General features: G+C 67.7%; 14 protein-coding genes. 10 read left to right on the top strand and 4 right to left on the bottom strand.

What is annotated here, in order from left to right; translation table 11 throughout:
• Positions 1-233: 233 nt before the first annotated feature.
• The 3 genes from TF1_RS04450 (at position 234) to TF1_RS04440 (ending at position 5,120) form a co-directional block, all read left to right on the top strand.
• Positions 234-3,155: a glycoside hydrolase family 9 protein gene (locus tag TF1_RS04450; protein ID WP_016188738.1), complete on the top strand. Its 2,922-nt coding sequence runs from the start codon at positions 234-236 to the stop codon at positions 3,153-3,155.
• A gap of 137 nt (positions 3,156-3,292) precedes the next feature.
• Positions 3,293-4,018 (top strand): FadR/GntR family transcriptional regulator, encoded by a 726-nt coding sequence (locus TF1_RS04445; protein WP_016188737.1) that lies wholly within the window; start codon positions 3,293-3,295, stop codon positions 4,016-4,018.
• A 127-nt stretch (positions 4,019-4,145) separates the two neighbouring features.
• Positions 4,146-5,120, top strand: coding sequence for an EamA family transporter (locus tag TF1_RS04440; RefSeq protein ID WP_011292051.1), 975 nt, complete (start codon positions 4,146-4,148; stop codon positions 5,118-5,120).
• 77 nt (positions 5,121-5,197) lie between these two features.
• Here TF1_RS04440 and fdhD read toward each other — a convergent pair whose 3' ends face one another.
• Entirely contained in the window at positions 5,198-6,025 is an 828-nt protein-coding gene (gene fdhD, locus TF1_RS04435; protein WP_016188736.1) for a formate dehydrogenase accessory sulfurtransferase FdhD, read from the bottom strand.
• Between the two features lie 149 nt (positions 6,026-6,174).
• Here fdhD and TF1_RS04430 point away from each other — a divergent pair, with 149 nt between their 5' ends.
• Complete coding sequence (locus TF1_RS04430; protein ID WP_011292049.1) at positions 6,175-7,275, top strand: protein-tyrosine phosphatase family protein; 1,101 nt, start codon at positions 6,175-6,177, stop codon at positions 7,273-7,275.
• 178 nt (positions 7,276-7,453) lie between these two features.
• Here TF1_RS04430 and TF1_RS04425 read toward each other — a convergent pair whose 3' ends face one another.
• Positions 7,454-8,455, bottom strand: a complete 1,002-nt coding sequence (locus TF1_RS04425; RefSeq protein WP_011292048.1) for an NAD-dependent epimerase/dehydratase family protein — start codon at positions 8,453-8,455, stop codon at positions 7,454-7,456.
• Between the two features lie 390 nt (positions 8,456-8,845).
• Here TF1_RS04425 and TF1_RS04420 point away from each other — a divergent pair, with 390 nt between their 5' ends.
• Positions 8,846-10,264, top strand: a complete 1,419-nt coding sequence (locus TF1_RS04420; RefSeq protein ID WP_238569737.1) for a polysaccharide deacetylase family protein — start codon at positions 8,846-8,848, stop codon at positions 10,262-10,264.
• A 285-nt stretch (positions 10,265-10,549) separates the two neighbouring features.
• On the opposite strand, the gene TF1_RS04415 is transcribed toward TF1_RS04420, so the two are convergent.
• Positions 10,550-11,563, bottom strand: a complete 1,014-nt coding sequence (locus tag TF1_RS04415; RefSeq protein WP_011292046.1) for a LacI family DNA-binding transcriptional regulator — start codon at positions 11,561-11,563, stop codon at positions 10,550-10,552.
• A 295-nt stretch (positions 11,564-11,858) separates the two neighbouring features.
• Between TF1_RS04415 and TF1_RS04410 the strand changes: the two genes are divergently transcribed.
• From TF1_RS04410 to TF1_RS04395, 4 genes are read left to right on the top strand one after another with little or no spacing between them, the layout of a single operon-like run.
• On the top strand, positions 11,859-13,163 hold the full coding sequence (locus tag TF1_RS04410; protein ID WP_011292045.1) for an ABC transporter substrate-binding protein: 1,305 nt from the start codon (positions 11,859-11,861) through the stop codon (positions 13,161-13,163).
• Entirely contained in the window at positions 13,160-14,050 is an 891-nt protein-coding gene (locus tag TF1_RS04405) for a carbohydrate ABC transporter permease (RefSeq protein ID WP_016188731.1), read from the top strand. The genes TF1_RS04410 and TF1_RS04405 overlap by 4 nt, the downstream gene beginning before the upstream one ends.
• A 2-nt stretch (positions 14,051-14,052) precedes the next feature.
• Positions 14,053-14,967, top strand: coding sequence for a carbohydrate ABC transporter permease (locus TF1_RS04400; RefSeq protein WP_011292043.1), 915 nt, complete (start codon positions 14,053-14,055; stop codon positions 14,965-14,967).
• Positions 14,968-15,023: 56 nt separating this feature from the next.
• Positions 15,024-16,676 (top strand): glycoside hydrolase family 43 protein, encoded by a 1,653-nt coding sequence (locus tag TF1_RS04395; protein ID WP_016188730.1) that lies wholly within the window; start codon positions 15,024-15,026, stop codon positions 16,674-16,676.
• 348 nt (positions 16,677-17,024) lie between these two features.
• Here the strand turns inward: TF1_RS04395 and TF1_RS04390 are convergent, their stop codons facing one another.
• Positions 17,025-19,016 (bottom strand): beta-galactosidase, encoded by a 1,992-nt coding sequence (locus tag TF1_RS04390; RefSeq protein ID WP_061783667.1) that lies wholly within the window; start codon positions 19,014-19,016, stop codon positions 17,025-17,027.
• A 74-nt stretch (positions 19,017-19,090) separates the two neighbouring features.
• On the opposite strand from TF1_RS04390, the gene TF1_RS04385 reads away from it, so the two are divergent.
• On the top strand, positions 19,091-19,643 hold a 553-nt coding region (locus TF1_RS04385; RefSeq protein ID WP_174522680.1), incomplete at its 3' end, for a glycoside hydrolase N-terminal domain-containing protein.

Raw genomic sequence — 19,643 nt, 5'->3', positions numbered from 1 at the left:
CTGCCCCGGGGAGAACGCTGGACGAGCAGAGAATAACCCCGCGGGTAGCGGGGCCCTTTTTGTTCTGCGGGAGGAAAGAGCAGCCGGAAAGTCCTGATCCGAGCGTAACCTATTGACACCGCTGAGTGATCCTGTTTTTATGTCATAGGTCACATGAAATGGGAGCGCTCCCATGGTGGGCCTCCGCTGTGAGGTCATCCTCCCAGTTCGAATCCCCCTACGGAAGGACTTCCGTGCTTAGGAGACCCAGATCTCGATCCCCCCTTGTCGCCCTCACCGCGGCGACTTGCGCAGTCGCGCTCGGGGGTACGGCGGTTCCCGCCCAGGCAGACGAAGTCAACCAGATTCGCAACGGCGACTTCAGCTCCGGCACCGCACCCTGGTGGGGAACCGAGAACATCCAACTCAACGTCACCGACGGGATGCTGTGCGTCGACGTCCCCGGCGGCACCGTCAACCCGTGGGACGTGATCATCGGCCAGGACGACATCCCCCTCATCGAAGGTGAGTCCTACGCCTTCTCCTTCACTGCCTCCAGCACCGTCCCCGTCTCCATCCGCGCCCTGGTGCAAGAGCCCGTGGAGCCGTGGACCACCCAGATGGACGAGCGTGCCCTGCTCGGCCCCGAGGCAGAAACCTACGAATTCGTCTTCACCTCCAACGTCGACTGGGACGACGCCCAAGTCGCCTTCCAGATCGGCGGCTCCGACGAACCGTGGACCTTCTGCCTCGACGACGTCGCCCTGCTCGGCGGCGCCGAACCCCCGGTCTACGAACCCGACACCGGACCGCGGGTCCGCGTCAACCAGGTCGGCTACCTCCCGCACGGTCCCAAGAAGGCGACCGTGGTCACCGACGCCACCAGCGCGCTCACCTGGGAGCTTGCCGACGCCGACGGTAACGTGGTCGCCAGCGGCCAGACCAAGCCGCACGGCGCGGACTCCAGCTCCGGGCTCAACGTCCACACCGTCGACTTCAGCTCCTACACCACGAAGGGAAGCGACTACACGCTCACCGTCGACGGTGAAACCAGCTACCCCTTCGACATCGACGAAAGCGTCTACGAGGAACTGCGCGTCGACGCGCTGTCGTTCTACTACCCGCAGCGCAGCGGCATCGAGATCCTCGACTCCATCGCCCCCGGCTACGGACGCCCGGCCGGCCACATCGGCGTGCCCCCCAACCAGGGCGATACCGACGTGCCGTGCGCGCCCGGCACCTGCGACTACTCCCTGGACGTCTCCGGCGGCTGGTACGACGCGGGCGACCACGGCAAATACGTGGTCAACGGCGGTATCTCGGTGCACCAGATCATGAGCATCTACGAGCGCTCCCAGCTCGCCGACACCGCCCAGCCCGACAAGCTGGCCGACTCCACCCTGCGCCTGCCCGAAACCGGCAACGGCGTGCCCGACGTGCTCGACGAAGCACGCTGGGAGATGGAGTTCCTCCTCAAGATGCAGGTGCCCGAAGGCGAACCGCTCGCCGGCATGGCGCACCACAAGATCCACGACGAACAGTGGACCGGGCTGCCGCTGCTGCCCTCCGCTGACCCGCAGCCGCGCTACCTGCAGCCGCCGTCCACCGCGGCCACGCTGAACCTGGCCGCCACCGCCGCCCAGTGCGCTCGCGTGTTCGAACCCTTCGACGAGGATTTCGCCGCCGAGTGCCTGGCTGCCGCGGAAACCGCGTGGGACGCCGCCAAGGCCAACCCGAACATCTACGCGCCTGCCTTCGGTGAAGGCGGCGGCCCGTACAACGACAACAACGTCACCGACGAGTTCTACTGGGCCGCGGCCGAACTGTTCCTCACCACCGGCAAGGAGGAGTACCGCGACGCGGTGACCTCGTCGCCGCTGCACACCGACGACGAAGAGGTCTTCCGCGACGGCGCCTTCGACTGGGGATGGACTGCTGCGCTGGCCCGCCTCCAGCTGGCCACGATCCCCAACGACCTCGCCGACCGCGACCGGGTGCGCCAGTCCGTGGTCGATGCCGCCGACATGTACCTCGCCAACGTCGAGACCAGCCCGTGGGGCCTGGCCTACAAGCCGAACAACGGTGTGTTCGTCTGGGGCTCCAACAGCGCTGTCCTCAACAACATGGTGATCCTGGCGGTCGCCTTCGACCTCACCGGTGACACCAAATACCGCGACGGCGTGCTGGAAGGCATGGACTACATCTTCGGCCGCAACGCGCTGAACCAGTCCTACGTCACCGGCTACGGCGACAAGGACTCCCGCAACCAGCACAGCCGCTGGTACGCCCACCAGCTCGACCCCCGGCTGCCCAACCCGCCCAAGGGCACGCTGGCCGGTGGACCCAACTCCGACTCCACCACCTGGGACCCGGTGGCCCAGTCCAAGCTGACCGGGTGCGCCCCCCAGATGTGCTACATCGACCACATCGAGTCGTGGTCCACCAACGAGCTGACCATCAACTGGAACGCCCCCCTGTCGTGGATCGCGTCCTTCATCGCCGACCAGGACGACGCCGGCGAGCCCGGCGGAGAAGAGCCCGGACCGGGCGACGACGAGACCCCGCCGAGCAAGCCTGGGAACCTGAAGGCCAGCGACATCACCGCGACCAGCGCCACCCTGACCTGGGACGCCTCCACCGACAACGTCGGAGTGGTCGGCTACAAGGTCTCCCTGGTCCGCGACGGTGACGCTGAAGAGGTGGGCACCACCGCGCAGACCAGCTACACGCTCACCGGGCTGAGCGCGGACCAGGAGTACACCGTCCAGGTGGTCGCCTACGACGCGGCAGGCAACCTCTCCACGCCAGCCACCGTCACCTTCACCACCGAGAAGGAGGACGAGACTCCCACGCCCAGCGCCTCCTGCGCGGTGACGTACCAGACCAACGACTGGCCGGGCGGCTTCACCGCCTCGGTGACGCTGACCAACACCGGCAGCACCCCGTGGGACTCCTGGGAACTGCGCTTCACCTTCCCGTCGGGACAGACTGTCAGCCACGGCTGGAGCGCCAACTGGCAGCAGAGCGGCAGTGACGTGACCGCCACCTCCTTGCCGTGGAACGGATCAGTTCCGCCGGGCGGCTCAGTCAACATCGGCTTCAACGGAACCTGGGGCGGTTCGAACACCAAACCTGAGAAGTTCACCGTCAACGGCGCGGTCTGCTCCATCGGCTGAACCTCGCCCTGGATTCGGATGTAAGCCGCCGTGGCCCCCGTCATCGGCGGGGGCCACACCCGGCACCATCCCCGCACACCCCCTGTGCGGGGATGGTGCTCCCCTCATTGGTCTGGTAAGACGAGGAAGGCGCCAACGTGACCTCCGAGAGCCCCGTGCGCGCGGCCCCCCGTGTCGGACGGATGACGGTGACCCGCCGAGCAGTCGAACAGATCAAGGCGATGATCGCCGACGGAACACTCCACCCCGGCCAGCGGCTCCCCACCGAGCGGGAACTCGCCGCGAAAATGGGACTCTCCCGCAGCTCCATGCGGGAAGCGATCCGGGTCCTGACCACCCTGGGGGTACTGGAAGCGCGGCACGGCGCAGGCGTCTACGTCACCGAACTCCACCCCCGCAGACTGCTCGAACCCTTCTCCGTCCTCGCCGAGGTCGGCCGCGGCACCACCCTGCTGGAAATGCTCCACGTGCGCCGCATCGTGGAACCGGCCGCCGCAGCACTCGCTGCGGTCCGCGCCAGCGACACACACCTGAGCACCCTGGCCGCCCTCCTGGACGCAGAAGACCACGCCTGCGGCCTGGCCGCGACCGAGGCAGGCACCGCCTTCCACCGCACCCTCGCCGAACTCGCGGGAAACGCGACCCTGGCGGCACTCATCGACGGGCTGGCCTCACCCGCGCTGGGAGCGCGGATCCACCGCGACCCGGCAGCCGACGAGGAAGAATGGGCGGCACAGCTCCGCGGCGACCACCACATCATCTACCGCGCCCTGCAGAACCGGGACCCGGAGGCAGCGCAGGCCGCAACCACCCTCCATCTCCTCCGCCTGGAAGAGCGGTTCCGCGACCGCATCGCCGTCTAACACGACGTCCGCTGCCCCATGCCCCGCACCGGCACGACACCCCCGGATCCGACTGTCTCCGGATGGCCTAGGATCAACGCGGCCGTCAAGGTCCTATCAGCGGACAATTTCGATGTCAGGGGGAGTCATGGCCGACATCACCAGAAACCGGTCCTCCGGGTTGGCATTCGCGATCGCCTCTGCACTTGCCTTCGGCGGCTCCGGCCCCGTGGCCCGGCCGCTCATCGACGCCGGACTCGACCCCCTGCACGTCACGTGGCTCCGGGTAGCCGGAGCAGCTCTACTCCTGCTTCCCGTCGCTTTCCGCCACCACCGCACCCTGCGTACCCGCCCCGCCCTTCTCCTCGCCTACGGCGTCTTCCCGATGGCGGGAGTCCAAGCCTTCTACTTCGCAGCCATTTCCCGGATCCCCGTGGGGGTGGCGCTCCTCATCGAATTCCTCGGCCCCGTCCTCGTCCTGCTGTGGACCCGCCTCGTGCGGCGCATCCCCGTGTCCCGCGCCGCATCCCTCGGCGTGGCCCTGGCAGTCATCGGCCTGGGCTGCCTCGTCGAAGTCTGGGCAGGCATCCGCCTGGACGCGGTCGGCCTGATCCTCGCGCTGGCTGCAGCGGTCTGCCAGGCCACCTACTTCCTGCTGTCGGACACGGCCCGCGACGACGTCGACCCTCTCGCTGTCATCTCCTACGGCGCGCTCATCGCCACCGCACTCCTGAGCCTCCTCGCCCGCCCGTGGACCCTGCCGTGGGGCATCCTGGCCCAGAATGTCGGGTTCGGCGGGCTGGACATCCCCGCCCTCATCCTCCTGGTGTGGCTTGCCCTGGTCGCCACCACCATCGCCTACCTCACCGGGGTGGCCGCGGTACGGCGGCTGTCCCCTGTCGTCGCCGGGGGAGTGGCCTACCTGGAGGTCGTAACCTCTATCGTCCTGGCCTGGCTGCTGCTCGGGGAAGCGTTGAGCGTCGCCCAGCTTGTCGGGGCGGCCGCCGTGGTGACCGGTGCGTTCCTCGCCCAGACCGCGGTCCCCGACACCAGTGCCGCGCAAGGCCCGGAGACGCTGCCCACCGCCCAGGACCCGGCCCCGCAGACCGGTTCCGCCCGCTGACCATCCCCCAAACACCCCGCCGAGGGCCCGGTCACCGAGAGCACCAGAGGCGTCCCGGCCCTCAGGCGGGGGAGCAGTCAATCCTCGACCACGCGGTGCCCCCCGGCGTAGACGTTCATCGAAGGACCGCGCAGGAACCCGATGAGGGTCATCCCCGACTGGTCGGCCAGCTCCACCGCCAGCGACGACGGCGCGGAGACCGCGGCCAGCACCGGAATCCCCGCCATCAAGGCTTTCTGCGTCAACTCGAACGAAGCCCGGCTCGACACCAGCAGCCCCATGCCCCGCAACGGCAGCCCGTACCGGCCAGCGGCATACCCGATCACCTTGTCCACCGCGTTGTGCCGACCGATGTCCTCCCGGACACACAGCAGCTCCCCGCCGGGGGTGACGAGCGCAGCAGCGTGCAGCCCGCCCGTGCGCGCAAACACTTTCTGTGCTTCCCGCAACCGGTCCGGCAGAGCAGACAAGACAGCCGTGGAGAAACACACCCCGTCGTCAGCTACCACGAAACGGCTCTTCGTCCGCACCGCTTCCAGACTGGTCTTCCCGCACACCCCGCACGACGAGGTAGTGGTGAAGTTCCGTGCCGCAGCGACATTCGGTTCCGGAACACCGGGAGCTAAGACGACGTCGATAACGTTGTACGTATTGACGCCGTCCTCGGTCGCGCCCGCGCAATAGCGCAGGGAGTGGATGTCGGAAGCATCAGCGATCACGCCCTCACCGATGAGGAACCCGGTCACCATCTCAAAATCGTGTCCGGGAGTGCGCATGGTGACGGTCAATACTTGACCGCCGAGCCGCATCTCCAATGGTTCTTCCACCACGAGGGTGTCCATGCGGTCACGCGCCACGGAACCGCTGATCCGCCGCACCCGTACCCGGGTGGTGACCCGCCCCATACCCACTCCTCCCGCTCCTCGCACCGGTGGGACGGCCCCAAAACTACCTCTTCTCCCCGCGCCGAGCTTCCGCAAAGAGCACCGGCCAGCACGGAAGAGAAAAACGGTGCGGCACACTACGGATACTCGGGGGGTGAGCACGTACGGCCGTGTGGGACGAATGGCACGTGGTCTGGGACCGGGCCGCCGGAGCAATGGTCGGCGGGGCAGCAGCCCGCCTGCTGCTGGGGGAAGACCCCCAGCCAGCCGAGGAATACCTGGCAGGAATCGGCGGCCAGGCCAGGGAAGCGATCCGGGACCTCACCGCCGGGCCTCGCGAACTGCCCGGCACTCCTCTTGCCCGCCACTGGGCCGCAGCAGTGCAACGCGGAGTAGTCGACGGCATCCTCCCCGACCCTGTCTTCCCGGACAGCGCACACCCGGCAGCCGTGGGCTGGCGGGCGGCAGCAGAAACTCCGACACCGCCTTTGGACCTCGCACGCGGCCTCTTCCCCTGCACTCAGCTCACCGCCGCAGTCCAGCGGGCCTACACCCAAGGCGGGCTCGCCGCCGCCCAGTACGCGGGCGTACTCGCCGGCGCCCGCTGGGGAGTCTCCGCTATCCCGCTGTCCGTGCAGCGGGAACTCGCCGCAGCCACACCGCAGCGCGTCCTCGTCACCGCCGCGCTCGTCGCCGCCCGCGGCCCGGACCCCGCAGCCTGGCCGCAACGCGACACCCAAGTGGTGCCCGGTCTTGACCGGGAACACCGCCAACCCTTCGCGATCCCTCACCCTCACGACCCGGGGGTCGTGCTGTGCACCATGGAATACGTCCGTGACAGCACTGACGCGGACGCAGTAGTGTCGCTGTGCCGGATGGGCACTCGCGACCACCCACCGCATCTGCCACGCCGCGACATCGTGGAAGTGTGGCTGCACGACCTACCCGGAGCCAACCCCAACCTGCATTTCGTGCTGGACGAAGCAGCCCGTATGGTCGCGCAGCTGCGCGACGAGAACAAGCGGGTGCTGCTGCACTGCGCGGCATGCCAGTCGCGGACCCCGGCCGTGGCCGCCCGCTACGCTTCCGCATACCGCGGAGCAGACGTGGTGGCAGCGCTACGGGAGATCATCACGACTGTGGCAGGACACCTCAACAACCCGGAACTGAGCCGCGCTGCCGCAGAACTGGCGGGAGTGGAACTCCCCGACCCGGCCGCTGTGCTCTTCCCCGAGGGGCTGCCGACACTCACCCGCGCCCCGCGAATCTGAGCGGGCACTCCCGAAAACAGTGCTGCCCGCGAACACAGGCCCCGCAGTAGACCGACAACCGCGCCCGGCACAGCAACCTGGCACTCGGGCCCAGCGACACCGGAAAGCCGTGGACCGCACCCGGTTCCCTGGAGCGTGCCCGAACCCGCAACCGCCCCCCGCGGGAAACCTGCGGACCTTAGACCGTCACGTCGCCGTCCAGCAGCGGAAACAAGGACGCGGGCGTGGAATAGTCGGCGATCATCTCCGTGATGATCGTGTCCACGTCGACAGTGGCCCGCCAGTCAATCAACGCTGCAGCCAACGTCGTATCCGGGGTGCGGTGGCGGGTCAGATCGTAGTGCGGCCCGCGGGCCACGCGATGGTCAATGCTCACAATCGGACTGGTCGAACCGGTGAGATCCCGGACCCGTACCGCCAGATCCCGGATGCTCACCGGCCGGGTCGCACCAATGTTGACGGCACGCCCGTACGCCAAAGGCTGTTCGATGAGGGCGAGGAGCGCCGCCACCACCTCGCGCACCGAGCAGAAGCAGCGCGTCTGCGACCCGTCCCCGTGCACGGTGAGCGGACGCCCGTGCAAGGCCTGCTCCACGAAAGTGGGCACCACATGTCCCTGATCAGCGCTCTGCCGCGGCCCCGTCACGTCGAACAGGCGGACGATCACCGCGGGCATCCCATACTCCCGGGCATAGCGGGTGACCAAGTACTCGCCCAGCCCTTTACTCGCCGCGGTACACCAGCGCCCTTCCTGGGCCGAGCCCAAGAGACGGTCGTCGTTCTCCCGGAGCGCCTCCCCGTCGCAGCGGCCGTACACCTCGCCTCCCGAAGCGAACAGGAAACGGCACCCCTGTTCCAAAGCGGCAGCCAAGACCCGCTCCGTGCCCGTGATGTTGACGTGGATGGCACGCACCGGGTCGACCCCCACCACCCGGGCGCCTACGAGCGCAGCCAGGTGGAAGACCGTGTCCCGGCCGGCCATCGCGGTGCGCAGCGCCCGATCGTCGAGCACCGACCCGTGAATAAACCGCATCCGGGGGTCCCGCAGTGCGGAGACCAGGTTGGTGCGTGACCCAGTCGACAGATCGTCGAGGACTACCACGTCGTGGCCGTGGGTAAGCAGGAAGTCAACCAGGTGGGAACCGATAAATCCGGCTCCTCCGGTCACTAGAGCCCGCATAACGATCACCCACCGAGGCGTATTCGCCGCCACCACTGTCAATGCTCATATAACTACACAGAGCGATAGTTGCAGAGAGGCAGGCAGGTGTGTCCCGACCATTGGTGGAAGACGCACCCAGGTGACACGATCTGTCTCCCCCCACCAACAGTTACCGCCAGAATGGTTGTGTCCAGCCATGGAAAAACCCAAGTCTGTCACTGGACCGCGCGTTTATTTCCCCTGTGGTTCGGTGGTGGGACATAACGTACAGTCAACGGTGTCAACGGCGCCGAACCGATCCCTGATCCCGGATCGTCTCAACTCCCGCATGCCCTTCTTCGTCGGTTAGGTCGGGTCGCAGTGGTGTGGAAAACCTGGAAAAGGCAACTGGTCAGCTGGTGCGCGGTCATGGCGGTCACAGCGCCGCTCACTGCTTGTACGTCGTGGGAAGAACTCGGCGCCCTCAAAGGAGGACGCGAAAGACTCGCTGACGGCTTGCACACGATCGAACCCACGTGGATCGACGGATTGACCGTTGCCGAACACTCCGTGTCCGTCGACGGTACGACGATCACCAGCAAATATCCGGTGGTTCCAGGAGCCACCGACTTCACCGTCGACATCCGCACCACGATGGCCGAGCGGGAGACCGAATTCATCACCCAAGGGGGCGGCGGGGAATTGACCCAGCACGCCGAGTTCCTCGTCGCCTCGAACGGAGTGCTGGGTGCCCGGGTGATCTCCCAGTACGAAGACCGGGTCGACGCCTCCACCCACTGGTACGACGTGGCCTCCGGAGAGGCACTGCCGTGGACTGCGCTCCTCAACGGAGACCAAGCGGTCGACCAGCTCGCCGCCCGGGTCGCGCTAGCGCTGCACAAGGACCACGATGTGGCCGCTGACGCCATGCCCGACGGGCTGCCCACCCCGCAAGACGAACTGCCGGACGCGGAAGACACCGAGCCCGCGCTGGTCGACCCCGAAGCAGTGTGGAAGAGCGCGGAAAAGCACGAAGACTCGCCGCTCGCAGACCTCGGCTTCGACGCTGCGGGGGATCTCGTGGTGAGCTTCAGCCCTGGCGAAGTCGCCGACAACGAGGTCCAGGTGACCGTGGCCGACAGTGAACCGCTGCTGTCCCGGTTCGGGCGCAGCGCCCGGCAAGCCGTCCGGGACGGGGAGGAGAGCCTGGAGCTGCCCTCGAACACCGTCCCCACCTACACCATCGACTGCGACCGGGTGCCGTGCGTGGCTTTGACGTTCGACGACGGGCCAGGAGCGGACACCCCGCTCCTGCTGAAGCACTTGGAGGCCTACTCGGCGAAGGCCACCTTCTACGTGCTGGGCCAGCTCACCGAAGGCGACCCGGACACGGTACGGGCCGCGATGGAAGCCGGGCACGAGATCGCCAACCACTCCTGGAAGCACGACAACCTCGCCACCAAGAGCGGGAACGCCGTGCAGGACGACATTGAGAAGACGTGGAAGGCGATCGAGGAGGCGACCGGGGTGACGCGGACCACGGTCCGCCCGCCCTACGGTTCGTACAACGAAACCACCCAGGCCAGCATCGACTACCCGCTGATCCTGTGGGACGTCGACACCCTGGACTGGCAGCACCGGGACACCGAGAAGACCATCGAAGCGGCCGTGTCCGGCACCCGGCCCGGCAGCATCGTGCTCTTCCACGACATCCACCGGCCCACGGTGGACGCCATCCCCGAAGTGCTCAGCCAGCTGCACGCCAAGGGGTACCACTTTGTGACGGTCACCGAGCTCTTCGGTGGTCGGACTCTCGAACCCGGCGTGGCTTACACTCGGCGCGACTGACCGCCACAGCGCCTGCCAGAAAACCCACTGGACAGGCAGAGGGGGCGACAGCTCGAGCTGTCGCCCCCTCACCCGCACGGGGTAGACACGTTCGTCCGACCCGCATCGCAGTGGGGGAAAGCTGTGGAGCGAGCCACCCAGCCGCCCGCACCGCAGGCCCGGTCAGCAGCGGGTTCGCTCAAGCCAAAGGGCACCGCGCCGCGGCGCTGCACCGGCGGGCAAGGCGGTTGCGGGCGTACCCCCGTGGACGTCCGCATGTGAGCGCTTTCCCGGCGGCATGTTTTATTAACTGGGCGGGGGACCGGTGCTCGCGCGTTTCACCAGTTCGGTAGCGAGTTCCACGCGGCGAGGGTGAGGCTTTTCCCCGGCGACCATGCGCAGCAGGGTGCGGGCCGCCATCTGTCCCATCTCACTGAGCGGCTGACGCACCGTGGTCAGCGGCGGCGCCGCCCAGGCAGCTTCGGGAAGGTCGTCGAAACCGACCACACTCACATCCTGCGGGACCCGCAGGCCGCGTTCGAACAGGGCCTCGTAGGCACCCCGGGCCATCATGTCGGACCCGGCGAAGATCGCCGTGGGCGGTTCAGGGAGCTCCATCAACCGGTGGGTCTCCGCGTGCCCGCCGGGGATCGTGAAGTCGCCGTAGCCGATGTACTCGTCGGGTACGGTCAACCCTGCCGCGTCAAGCGCACTGCGGTATCCGTCCACCCGGGCCCGGCTGCACAACATGTGTGTGGGCCCGCTGATGGTGGCGATACGCGTGTGGCCCAGTTCGATGAGATGCTGGGTGGCGGCCAGGCCGCCAGCCCAGTTCGTAGTGCCCACCGCGGGGACCTCGTGGGAAAGGTCACCGACCGGGTCGACCACGGCCACGGGAACTCCCAGCGCTTTCAACTGGGACCGCTGCTCAGGCGACAGTTCCGACAGCACCAGCACGACGCCGTCGGTTCCCCGGGCGCGCACATTGTCCAGCCAACGGCGCCCCGGACGGTCGTTGTCGTTGCGCACCGCGGAAACCACTACGCCAACACCGTGCTCGTGGGCAGCCTGCTCCACCCCGGCCAGGATCTGCATCGCCCAGGAGTTATCCAGGTCGTGGAAGACCAGGTCGATAAGACCCACGGCTTGGCGGCCAGGTGAGCGGCGCTGCCGGTACTGGTGCTGCTCCAGAAGTTGCTCAATGTGGCGTCGGGTTTCGGCCGCCACATCGAGATGGCCGTTGACCACCTTGGAGACGGTCGAAACCGAGACACCGGCCTGACGGGCCACCTCGGCCAGGGTGGGGCGTCGTCTGGACACGGGCCTCCTCAGGGCAGTGGAACGCGGTTACCCCACCATCCTAGACCGAAAGGTTTCGACAAATCTTTCGGGGTGGAGTGTGGAGCTTTGTCCTTCTCTGTAGCAGATCGTACTCGTCTGAGCTGGGGGCTCTCTCAGGGATGTGAGTGCTGTTACCTGAATGAGACGTCTGGGGGGTTGACGGAGATTTTCGACACACCTAGCGTCTTTATCCCGAAAACTCTCGAAAAATTTCGGAGTTCGGCTGCTGTCGTCGAAATCCCCCTGAAACTAACCCGAGGACGGTGTCCCGTTCATGAGACGCATAACCCGGACCCACATGCTCGGCAGCGCCCTGGCGGCGCTCGCGCTCGGCCTCACGACCGCGTGCGGGACCTCCGGACCCGGCGCTGATAGCGACAAGGCCGGAGTCGAAGTGTGGATGGTCGAGGACGCCTCGGTCAACGAGGTCGTGCAGAGCGCCATCGACACCTACAGCAAGAACGCCGGAATCGACGGCGAGCTCGTCACCTACGTCAACGACGCTTACAAGCAGCGCATCCAGGTGGCGCTCGGCTCGCCCGAGTCTCCCGACGTCTTCTTCAACTGGGGTGGTGGAAACCTCGCCCAGTACGTCAAGGCCAACCAGGTGGTTGACCTGACCGAGGCGATGGAGGCCAACCCCGAGTTCCGCGACGCCTTCCTGCCCAGCGTCCTGGACGTGGCCAAGATCGACGGCAGCTACTACGGCGTTCCGATGCAGGGCGTGCTGCCGGTGGTGCTCTTCTACAACAAGAAGGTCTTCAAGGAAGTCGGCGTCGAACCGCCCACCACCTACAGCGAGCTGCTCGACCTGGTCGACACCTTCAAGAAGGAAGGCATCACCCCCATCGTCCTGCCCGGTGCCCAGGCGTGGACCGAGCTGATGTGGCTGGAGTACCTCACGGACCGCATCGGCGGTGCCGAAGTGTTCCAGGCCATCGCCGAAGGCAAGGAAGGCGCCTGGAAGGACCCGGCCATCATCAAGGCCCTCGAAATGTGCCAGGACCTGGTGGAGCGCGGCGCCTTCGGTGACAACTTCTCCTCCCTCACCTCCGACAACGGCAGCGCCTCCACCGTGCTCGCCAGCGGCAAGGGTGCCATGTACCTGATGGGTACCTGGGAGATCTCCAACCAGCAGGAGCACAACCCCGACTTCCTGGCCGACGGAAACCTCGGCTTCATCGCCTTCCCCGCCCTGGAAGACGGCAAGGGTGACCCCGCCGCGATCGTCGGCAACCCCAGCAACTACTTCTCCGTGAACTCGGACAGCGACAACGTGGACGAGGCGATTGACTTCCTCGTCGAGACCATGGCCTCCGACGCCTACGTCGAGGACCTCATCGAGATCGGCCACGTGCCCGCGGTCGCCGGCATCGAAGACAAGCTCGCCGAGACCGAGCACTCCGAGTTCACCACCTTCACCTACCAGCTCGTCGCCGAGGCGCCCAGCTTCACCCAGTCCTGGGACCAGGCGATCCCGCCGGCGGCGGCCGAGACGATGCTGACCAACCTGCAGTTGGTCTTCCTGGGTGACATGACTCCTGAAGAGTTCGCTGAGGCCATGGAGGCCACCCAGTGACCTCGGCTACCACCCGAGTGCAGCGGCCCGGAGCCCTCTGGGCCGCTCCCGCCCTTATCTTCTTCGGGATCTTCGGACTTGCCCCGATCGTCATCGTGGCGGGGCTCAGCTTCACCACGTGGGACGGGCTCGGCAACCCCGAGTGGGCCGGACTGCACAACTGGCGGACGCTGCCGTCCGACAAACTCGTCGGCTCCGGCCTGATGATCACGCTGACCCTGACCGTCCTGACCTGGGCCACCCAGACCCCGCTCGCCCTGGCGTTCGGGGCGTGGGCAGCCGGCCCTCAGCGCATCCGCGCCGTGGTCAGCACCATCTTCTTCCTCCCGCTGCTGCTGTCCACCGCTGCGATCGCGCTGATCTGGCAGGCCCTGCTGGACCCCACCTTCGGGCTCCCCGCCCAATGGTCGGAACTGACCGGACTGAGCGCCAACGTGCTGGGCGACCCCGACCTGGCGCTGTGGGCGATCGTGTTCGTCCTCCTCTGGCAGTTCCTCCCCTTCCACATGCTGCTCTACCAGGCGGCCGCCAAGCAGATCCCCGCGTCGCTGTATGAGGCAGCCGAAATCGACGGAGCCAGCCCGCTGCAGCGCTTCTGGCGCATCACCGTGCCGCAACTGCGGCACACCATCATCGCCTCCTCAGTGCTCATGATCGTCGGGTCCATGACCTACTTCGAGACCGTGCTGCTGCTGACTGGAGGCGGTCCCGGCACAGCCACCCGCATCCTGCCGCTGCACATGTACCTCAAGGGCTTCTCCGCCTTCGAAATGGGCTACGCCAGCGCCATCGCGGTCCTGCTGGTCGCGGTCGGTACCGGATTGTCGCTGCTGGTGGTGCGGGTCAGCGGCTACTCGCAGATGACCAGCGAGCGAGAAGGAGTCTGACGATGTCGACCATCACCGCCCGCCCCGCGGGAGAGCAGGCAGAATCGGTCACGCCTGCCCGCTCCGCCAAGCGCTCTGCGGCGCGCGCCGGCAGCAGGAGAGTGAGCCGTCCCGCCTACGGTGCCGGCATCGGCGCGGCCATCTGGCTGGTCCTCGTCGTGGTCCCGCTGTACTTCCTCATCGCTACGAGCCTGCGCGGCTCCGGCGACTACCTCAGCGCTGGACCACTGTCGATCCCCGAAGAGATCACGCTCGACGCCTACCGGCGCGCCTTCGAGGTGGGGTTCCTTAAATTCCTCACCAACAGCCTCATCGTGGCGTTCGGCGCGATCATCCTGGTCCTCGCTGTGGCCCTGCCTGCCGCTTTCGCCATCGTGCGCAGCAAGAGCCGCGTGGTCCGCATCGGGTTCACCCTGTTCCTGCTGGGACTCGCCGTCCCCGCCCAGGCAGTGATCATCCCGATCTACCTGCTCATCACCCGGCTGCACCTCTACGACTCGCTCACCGCGGTCATCCTGCCGACCGCCGCGTTCGCGCTGCCCGTGTCCATCGTCGTCCTCACCAGCTCGCTGCGGGATGTCCCCAGTTCGCTGTACGAGGCCATGTCCCTGGACGGTGCAAGCAACTTCCAGATCTTCTGGAACCTGGTGTTGCCCCTGTCCCGCTCCGGGGTGGTCACCGTGACGATCTTCGTGGGTCTCAACGCCTGGAACAACTTCCTGTTCCCCCTCGTGCTGACCCAGAGCATGGACACCCGAGTACTCCCCCTGGGCCTGTGGGAGTTCCAGACCCAGTACGGCACCGACGTCCCCGGCCTCATGGCGGCCGTGGTGCTGTCGGCGCTCCCCGTGCTGGCCCTCTACCTGTTCGGTCGAAGACAACTGCTCAGTGGTCTGGCCGCCGGCATCGGCAAATAAGCCACCACTGACCCTCGCGTCTGCCGGAGACTCCGGCCCGAGCCAGAAAGGCAGTCATGACGTCTCCCCAAGTCACGTCCTCCCCGTCTCGTGAGGAACCGAGGGCGGGCACGATTCGCAACCCGGTACTCACCGGCTTCTACCCCGACCCTTCCATCCTGCGAGTGGGCGACGACTACTACATGGCGACCTCCACATTCGAGTGGTATCCCGGAGTGACCCTGCACCATTCCCGGGACTTGGTGCACTGGCGCCCCCTGGGCGGTGCACTCACCGAGACTCGACTGCTGGACCTGGCTGGACGGCGGGACGGCGCAGGGGTGTGGGCACCCGCCCTGTCCTACCGGGACGGACTGTTCTTCCTCGTCTTCACGAACGTCGCAAGCTACAGCGGCAACTTCTGGGACGCGCCCAACTACGTCACCACCGCTCCCGACATCACCGGCCCCTGGTCCGACCCGGTGCCGCTCCACTCCCTCGGCTTCGACCCGTCGCTGTTCCACGACGACGACGGACGGAGCTGGCTGCTCAGCACCTCCATGGACTGGCGGCCGGGACGGGACGCGTTCGGTGGCATCGTCGCCCAAGAGTTCTCGGTGCGCGACATGAAACTCGTCGGTGAACCGGTGATCATCTTCACCGGCACCGAAGCCGGCGTGACCGAGGCGCCCCACATCTACAAGCGCGACGGCTGGTACTACCTGGTCACCGCCGAAGGCGGCACCCAGTGGGAGCACCAGGTCACCGTGGCCCGCTCCCGCTCGGTCACCGGACCCTACGAGGTCGACCCGGCCGGGCCAGCCCTCACCTCGCGGCACGTTCCCGAAGCGCCGCTGCAGAAGGCCGGGCACGCGAGCATGGTCGAAACCCAGCACGGCGAATGGTATTTCGCGCACCTGACCGGACGCCCGATGCCGCCCAGCGGCCGGTGCGTCCTCGGTCGGGAGACCGCGTTGCAGAAGATCGAATGGTCTTCAGACGGGTGGCCCCGCGTCCGCAACGCGGAACCGCTGCTGGAAGTGCCGGGACCGCGCGGCCTGGCCCCGCACCCGTGGCCGCAGCCGTCGGAGACCGACCACTTCGACGACCCCACGCCGCGGCCCGAGTGGAGCACGCTGCGCCGGCCTTTCGACTCCTCCTGGGTCTCCCTCACCGAACGGCCCGGCTACCTGCGGATCCGCGGCGGGCAGTCGCCTGCTGGCCTGCACGAGCCCAGCCTGGTGGCACGCCGACTGCAGCACCGCGCCTGCATCTTCGAAGCCTGCCTGGAGTTCAAGCCGGAAGACTTCCGGCAGATGGCAGGCATCACCGCCTACTACAACACCCGCCAATGGCACTACCTGCGGATCAACCGCGACGACCGGGGCGGCGTGTTCGCGGGCGTGCTCACCAGCGACCGCGGCATCATCCGCGAAGTGGGACGGCGGATCAGCGTCACCGGCTGGCCGAAGGTCTTCCTGCGCGCCGAAATCGACCGGAACGACCTGCGCTTCGCCGTCTCCTCCGACGGCAGCACGTGGGCTGACATGGGGGTGCGTCTGGACATGAGCATCCTGTCCGACGAGTACGCCGAGGAACGGTTCGGCAACGACCCCATCATGTGGGGTTTCACGGGGGCGTTCCTCGGCCTGTGGGCCCACGACATGACCGGGGCAGGGCTCCCTGCCGACTTCGACTTCTGCACCTACCGGCCTCAGTCCCCCTCCTGAGGCCGGGGGCCGGCACGCCACTCGTGGCGTGCCGGGCCGGACCGTCCGTGGTCCCTCCCACACCCCCGGTCCCCCTCCCGGGAACGGGAGAGCGTCGGCCGTGGCTCGCCGCGGCCGACGCGGCCCACGGACGGCAACCCGGACCAGCCCTCACTGTGCTCCCCGCCAAGAAACCCCGGCTTCCCTCCCGGCCGGGGCACGAAGGTGAGGGTCGGCGCGGTTTCCTCCTCCCGGCCGCGCCGACCCCTCGCCGCACTGGTGTGAGGGCAGTCCTCCACCCCTCGCATGGCCTTCATCCTCCCAAGGCCATACGAGAAAGCCGCGTCGGCCGCGGCCTTCCCCTCCGGGTCACGGCCGACGCGGCCCCCGCAGCACCGCCACTCCTCCCGCGGGGACGACCAGCGCCGCTCCAGAAACCCCGGAGAGCACCTCGCGGCTCTCCACAGCCAGCCCCAGGTCGGCGCCTGTCACCGGGCCGTTGCCGTGGTTGAGCACGAACACCCACTGCTCGTCCCGGGAATCCCGGTGTACCACTTCCACCGCGGGGGGAGTAGCGGTGCCCCCGGACAGGCCGGCGCGGGACAGGACCTTCCCCAACCCAGCGTCCTCCAGATCGCAGGAGACGTACCACGCCTGTCCCGCGCCGCGCCCCACCCGCGTGACCGCGGCACGCCCCGCGAACGGGCCGTCCGCATAGCGTGCTACCACCTTAGCGTCGGCCACGTCGAGCTCTTCACTCCACCGGCGCGCCCGCCCCCAGTATTCACCGTCCTCCCCGCACACCGTGACCGCGTCGACCGACGGATCGAGCGGATAGTGCTGCAGAGCACGCACTCCCAGCAGGTCGCGGAGCGCCCCCGGGTAGCCTCCAGGCCACACCCGCGCATGCTCGTCTGCGGTCCCACTGCCGTAGGTGACCACGAGAATGCCGCCTTGCTCCGCATAGTCGGCGAGGAAACGCGCAGTCGCCGCGGAGGTCAAGTACAGCAGCGGCACGACGAGCAGGGGAAGATCCGGCATAGGGGAGTGGGGGGAGACGAACGCGACCGTGCGTCCCTGCCGCCACAGCACCCGGTGCACTTGCCGGACTGCGGCGAGATAGTCCAGGTCGGGGGAGGGGAGTGACGGCGACTGCAGCGCCCACCAGGACTCGGGATCCCACACCACGGCCGCGTCCTCCACAACCCGGGTGTCCTGGACTTCCGCAAGGCGGCCCAACAGTGCTCCCAGCTCACACACTTCCGCAAAGACGGGGGAGTCCGCGCCGGTGTGCGGCAACATCGCGGGATGCCACTGTTCGGCTCCGCCCACGGAGGCCCGCCATTGGAAGAACATCGCCCCCCGGGAGCCGCGGGCCACGTGGCTCAGACTGTGCCGGATGATCTCCCCGGGAGCTTTGGGCCGCACCCGAGCCCCGAGATAGCCGGTGGCCTGCTCCATGAGCAGCCACGGCCGGCCCCCTCCCCAGGAGCGGGCCAGGTCAGCGGCGAACGCGTGCTGGTGGGCCGCAGCCTCCCCGGTGGCGTCCGGGTAGACGTCAACCGCTACGAGATCCAGGTCGGCAGCCCACCGCCACGGGTCGACCGGAACCCAGGAGCCGAACGCGAAGTTGGTGGTGACGGGGACATCCGGGTTGGCGGCCCGCAGGATGTCGCGCTGGGCGCAGTAGTGGCCGCGCATGGCGTCGGAGAGGAAACGGCGGAAGTCCAACAGGTGTGCCGGGTTGGGCAGGTACTGGGTGGCGCGCGGCGGGTGGATCTGCTCCCAGTCCGAATAGCGCTGCCCCCAAAACGCCGTGGTCCACGCGTCGTTGAGCGTGGCCAGGCTGCCGTAGCGGCCGCGCAGCCAGGTGCGGAAGGCGCGGGCAGCGTGCTCCCCGTAGGTGTGGGTGCCGTACTCGTTGTGCACATGCCACAGCGCCAGCGCGGGGTGGTGGGCATAGCGTTCCGCGAGCGCCCGGGTGATGCGTAAAGACGCCTCCCGGTAGGCGGGGGCGCACACGTCGTAGGTGTCGCGGCTGCCGTGGGTCAGCCGCACCCCGTCGGCAGTCACCGGCAGAGCGTCGGGGTGGGCGAGGGTGAACCACGGAGGCGGGGACGCGGTCGGGGTGGCGAGGCAGGCACTGATCCCGTTGGCGTGCAGCAGGTCCAGGACCCGGTCCAGCCAGTCGAAGGTGTAGCGGTCTTCTTCGGGTTCCAGCAGGCTCCAGGAGAACACGCCGACCGTGGCCAGGGTGACTCCGGCCTGCCGCATGAGCCGCATGTCCTCGTCCCAGACCGGTTCCGGCCACTGGTCAGGGTTGTAGTCGCCGCCGAACCACAGAGACGCTGGACTCGGCATACCACCCCTCCTTATTTTGGCTAGTAAACAAACTAATACGGTACTGTGCCCACCCCACACCAGGGAGTAACCCCATGACCTACTCCACCCCGACGCAGGGCACCGCCACCCGCCTCCCCGCCGCCTCCTGGGAAGAAGCCCTCATCACCGGCAACGGCCGCCAAGGCGTCCTCGCCCACAGCATGCAAACCCAGATCCGCCTCACCCTCAGCCACGAACGCCTGTTCTGGCCCCGCGAAGAACCCCTGCCCGCCCCCCACACCGCCCCCGCCCTCGACGAACTCCGCTCCCTCATCCGCGCTGGACGCCCCCGCGCCGCAGCCGAACACGTCACCGAACTCGCCCGAACCGAACACCCCGGCTACGCCCACACCCGCTGGATCGACCCGCTCACCGGAGCCGGCACCCTCACCTTCATCCCCGACGCCCCCGCCTGGGGACCCATCCACCGCACCTGCGACTACACCACCGGCGTCGTCCGCGAAGAACTCCCCAACGGAATCCGCCACGACGTCTTCGCCTCCCGCGCCGACAACGTCATCGTCATCCGCCTCAGCGCAGACCACGAGCTTGCCGGCACCCTCCAACTCGCCCCCCTGCCCGGCGAACCCCCCACCCCCGCCGACA

The sequence above is a fragment of the Thermobifida fusca NBRC 14071 = JCM 3263 genome (assembly GCF_001592045.1).
GTDB classification, from domain to species: domain Bacteria; phylum Actinomycetota; class Actinomycetes; order Streptosporangiales; family Streptosporangiaceae; genus Thermobifida; species Thermobifida fusca.
This window is presented reverse-complemented; position numbering and strand designations above follow the sequence as displayed.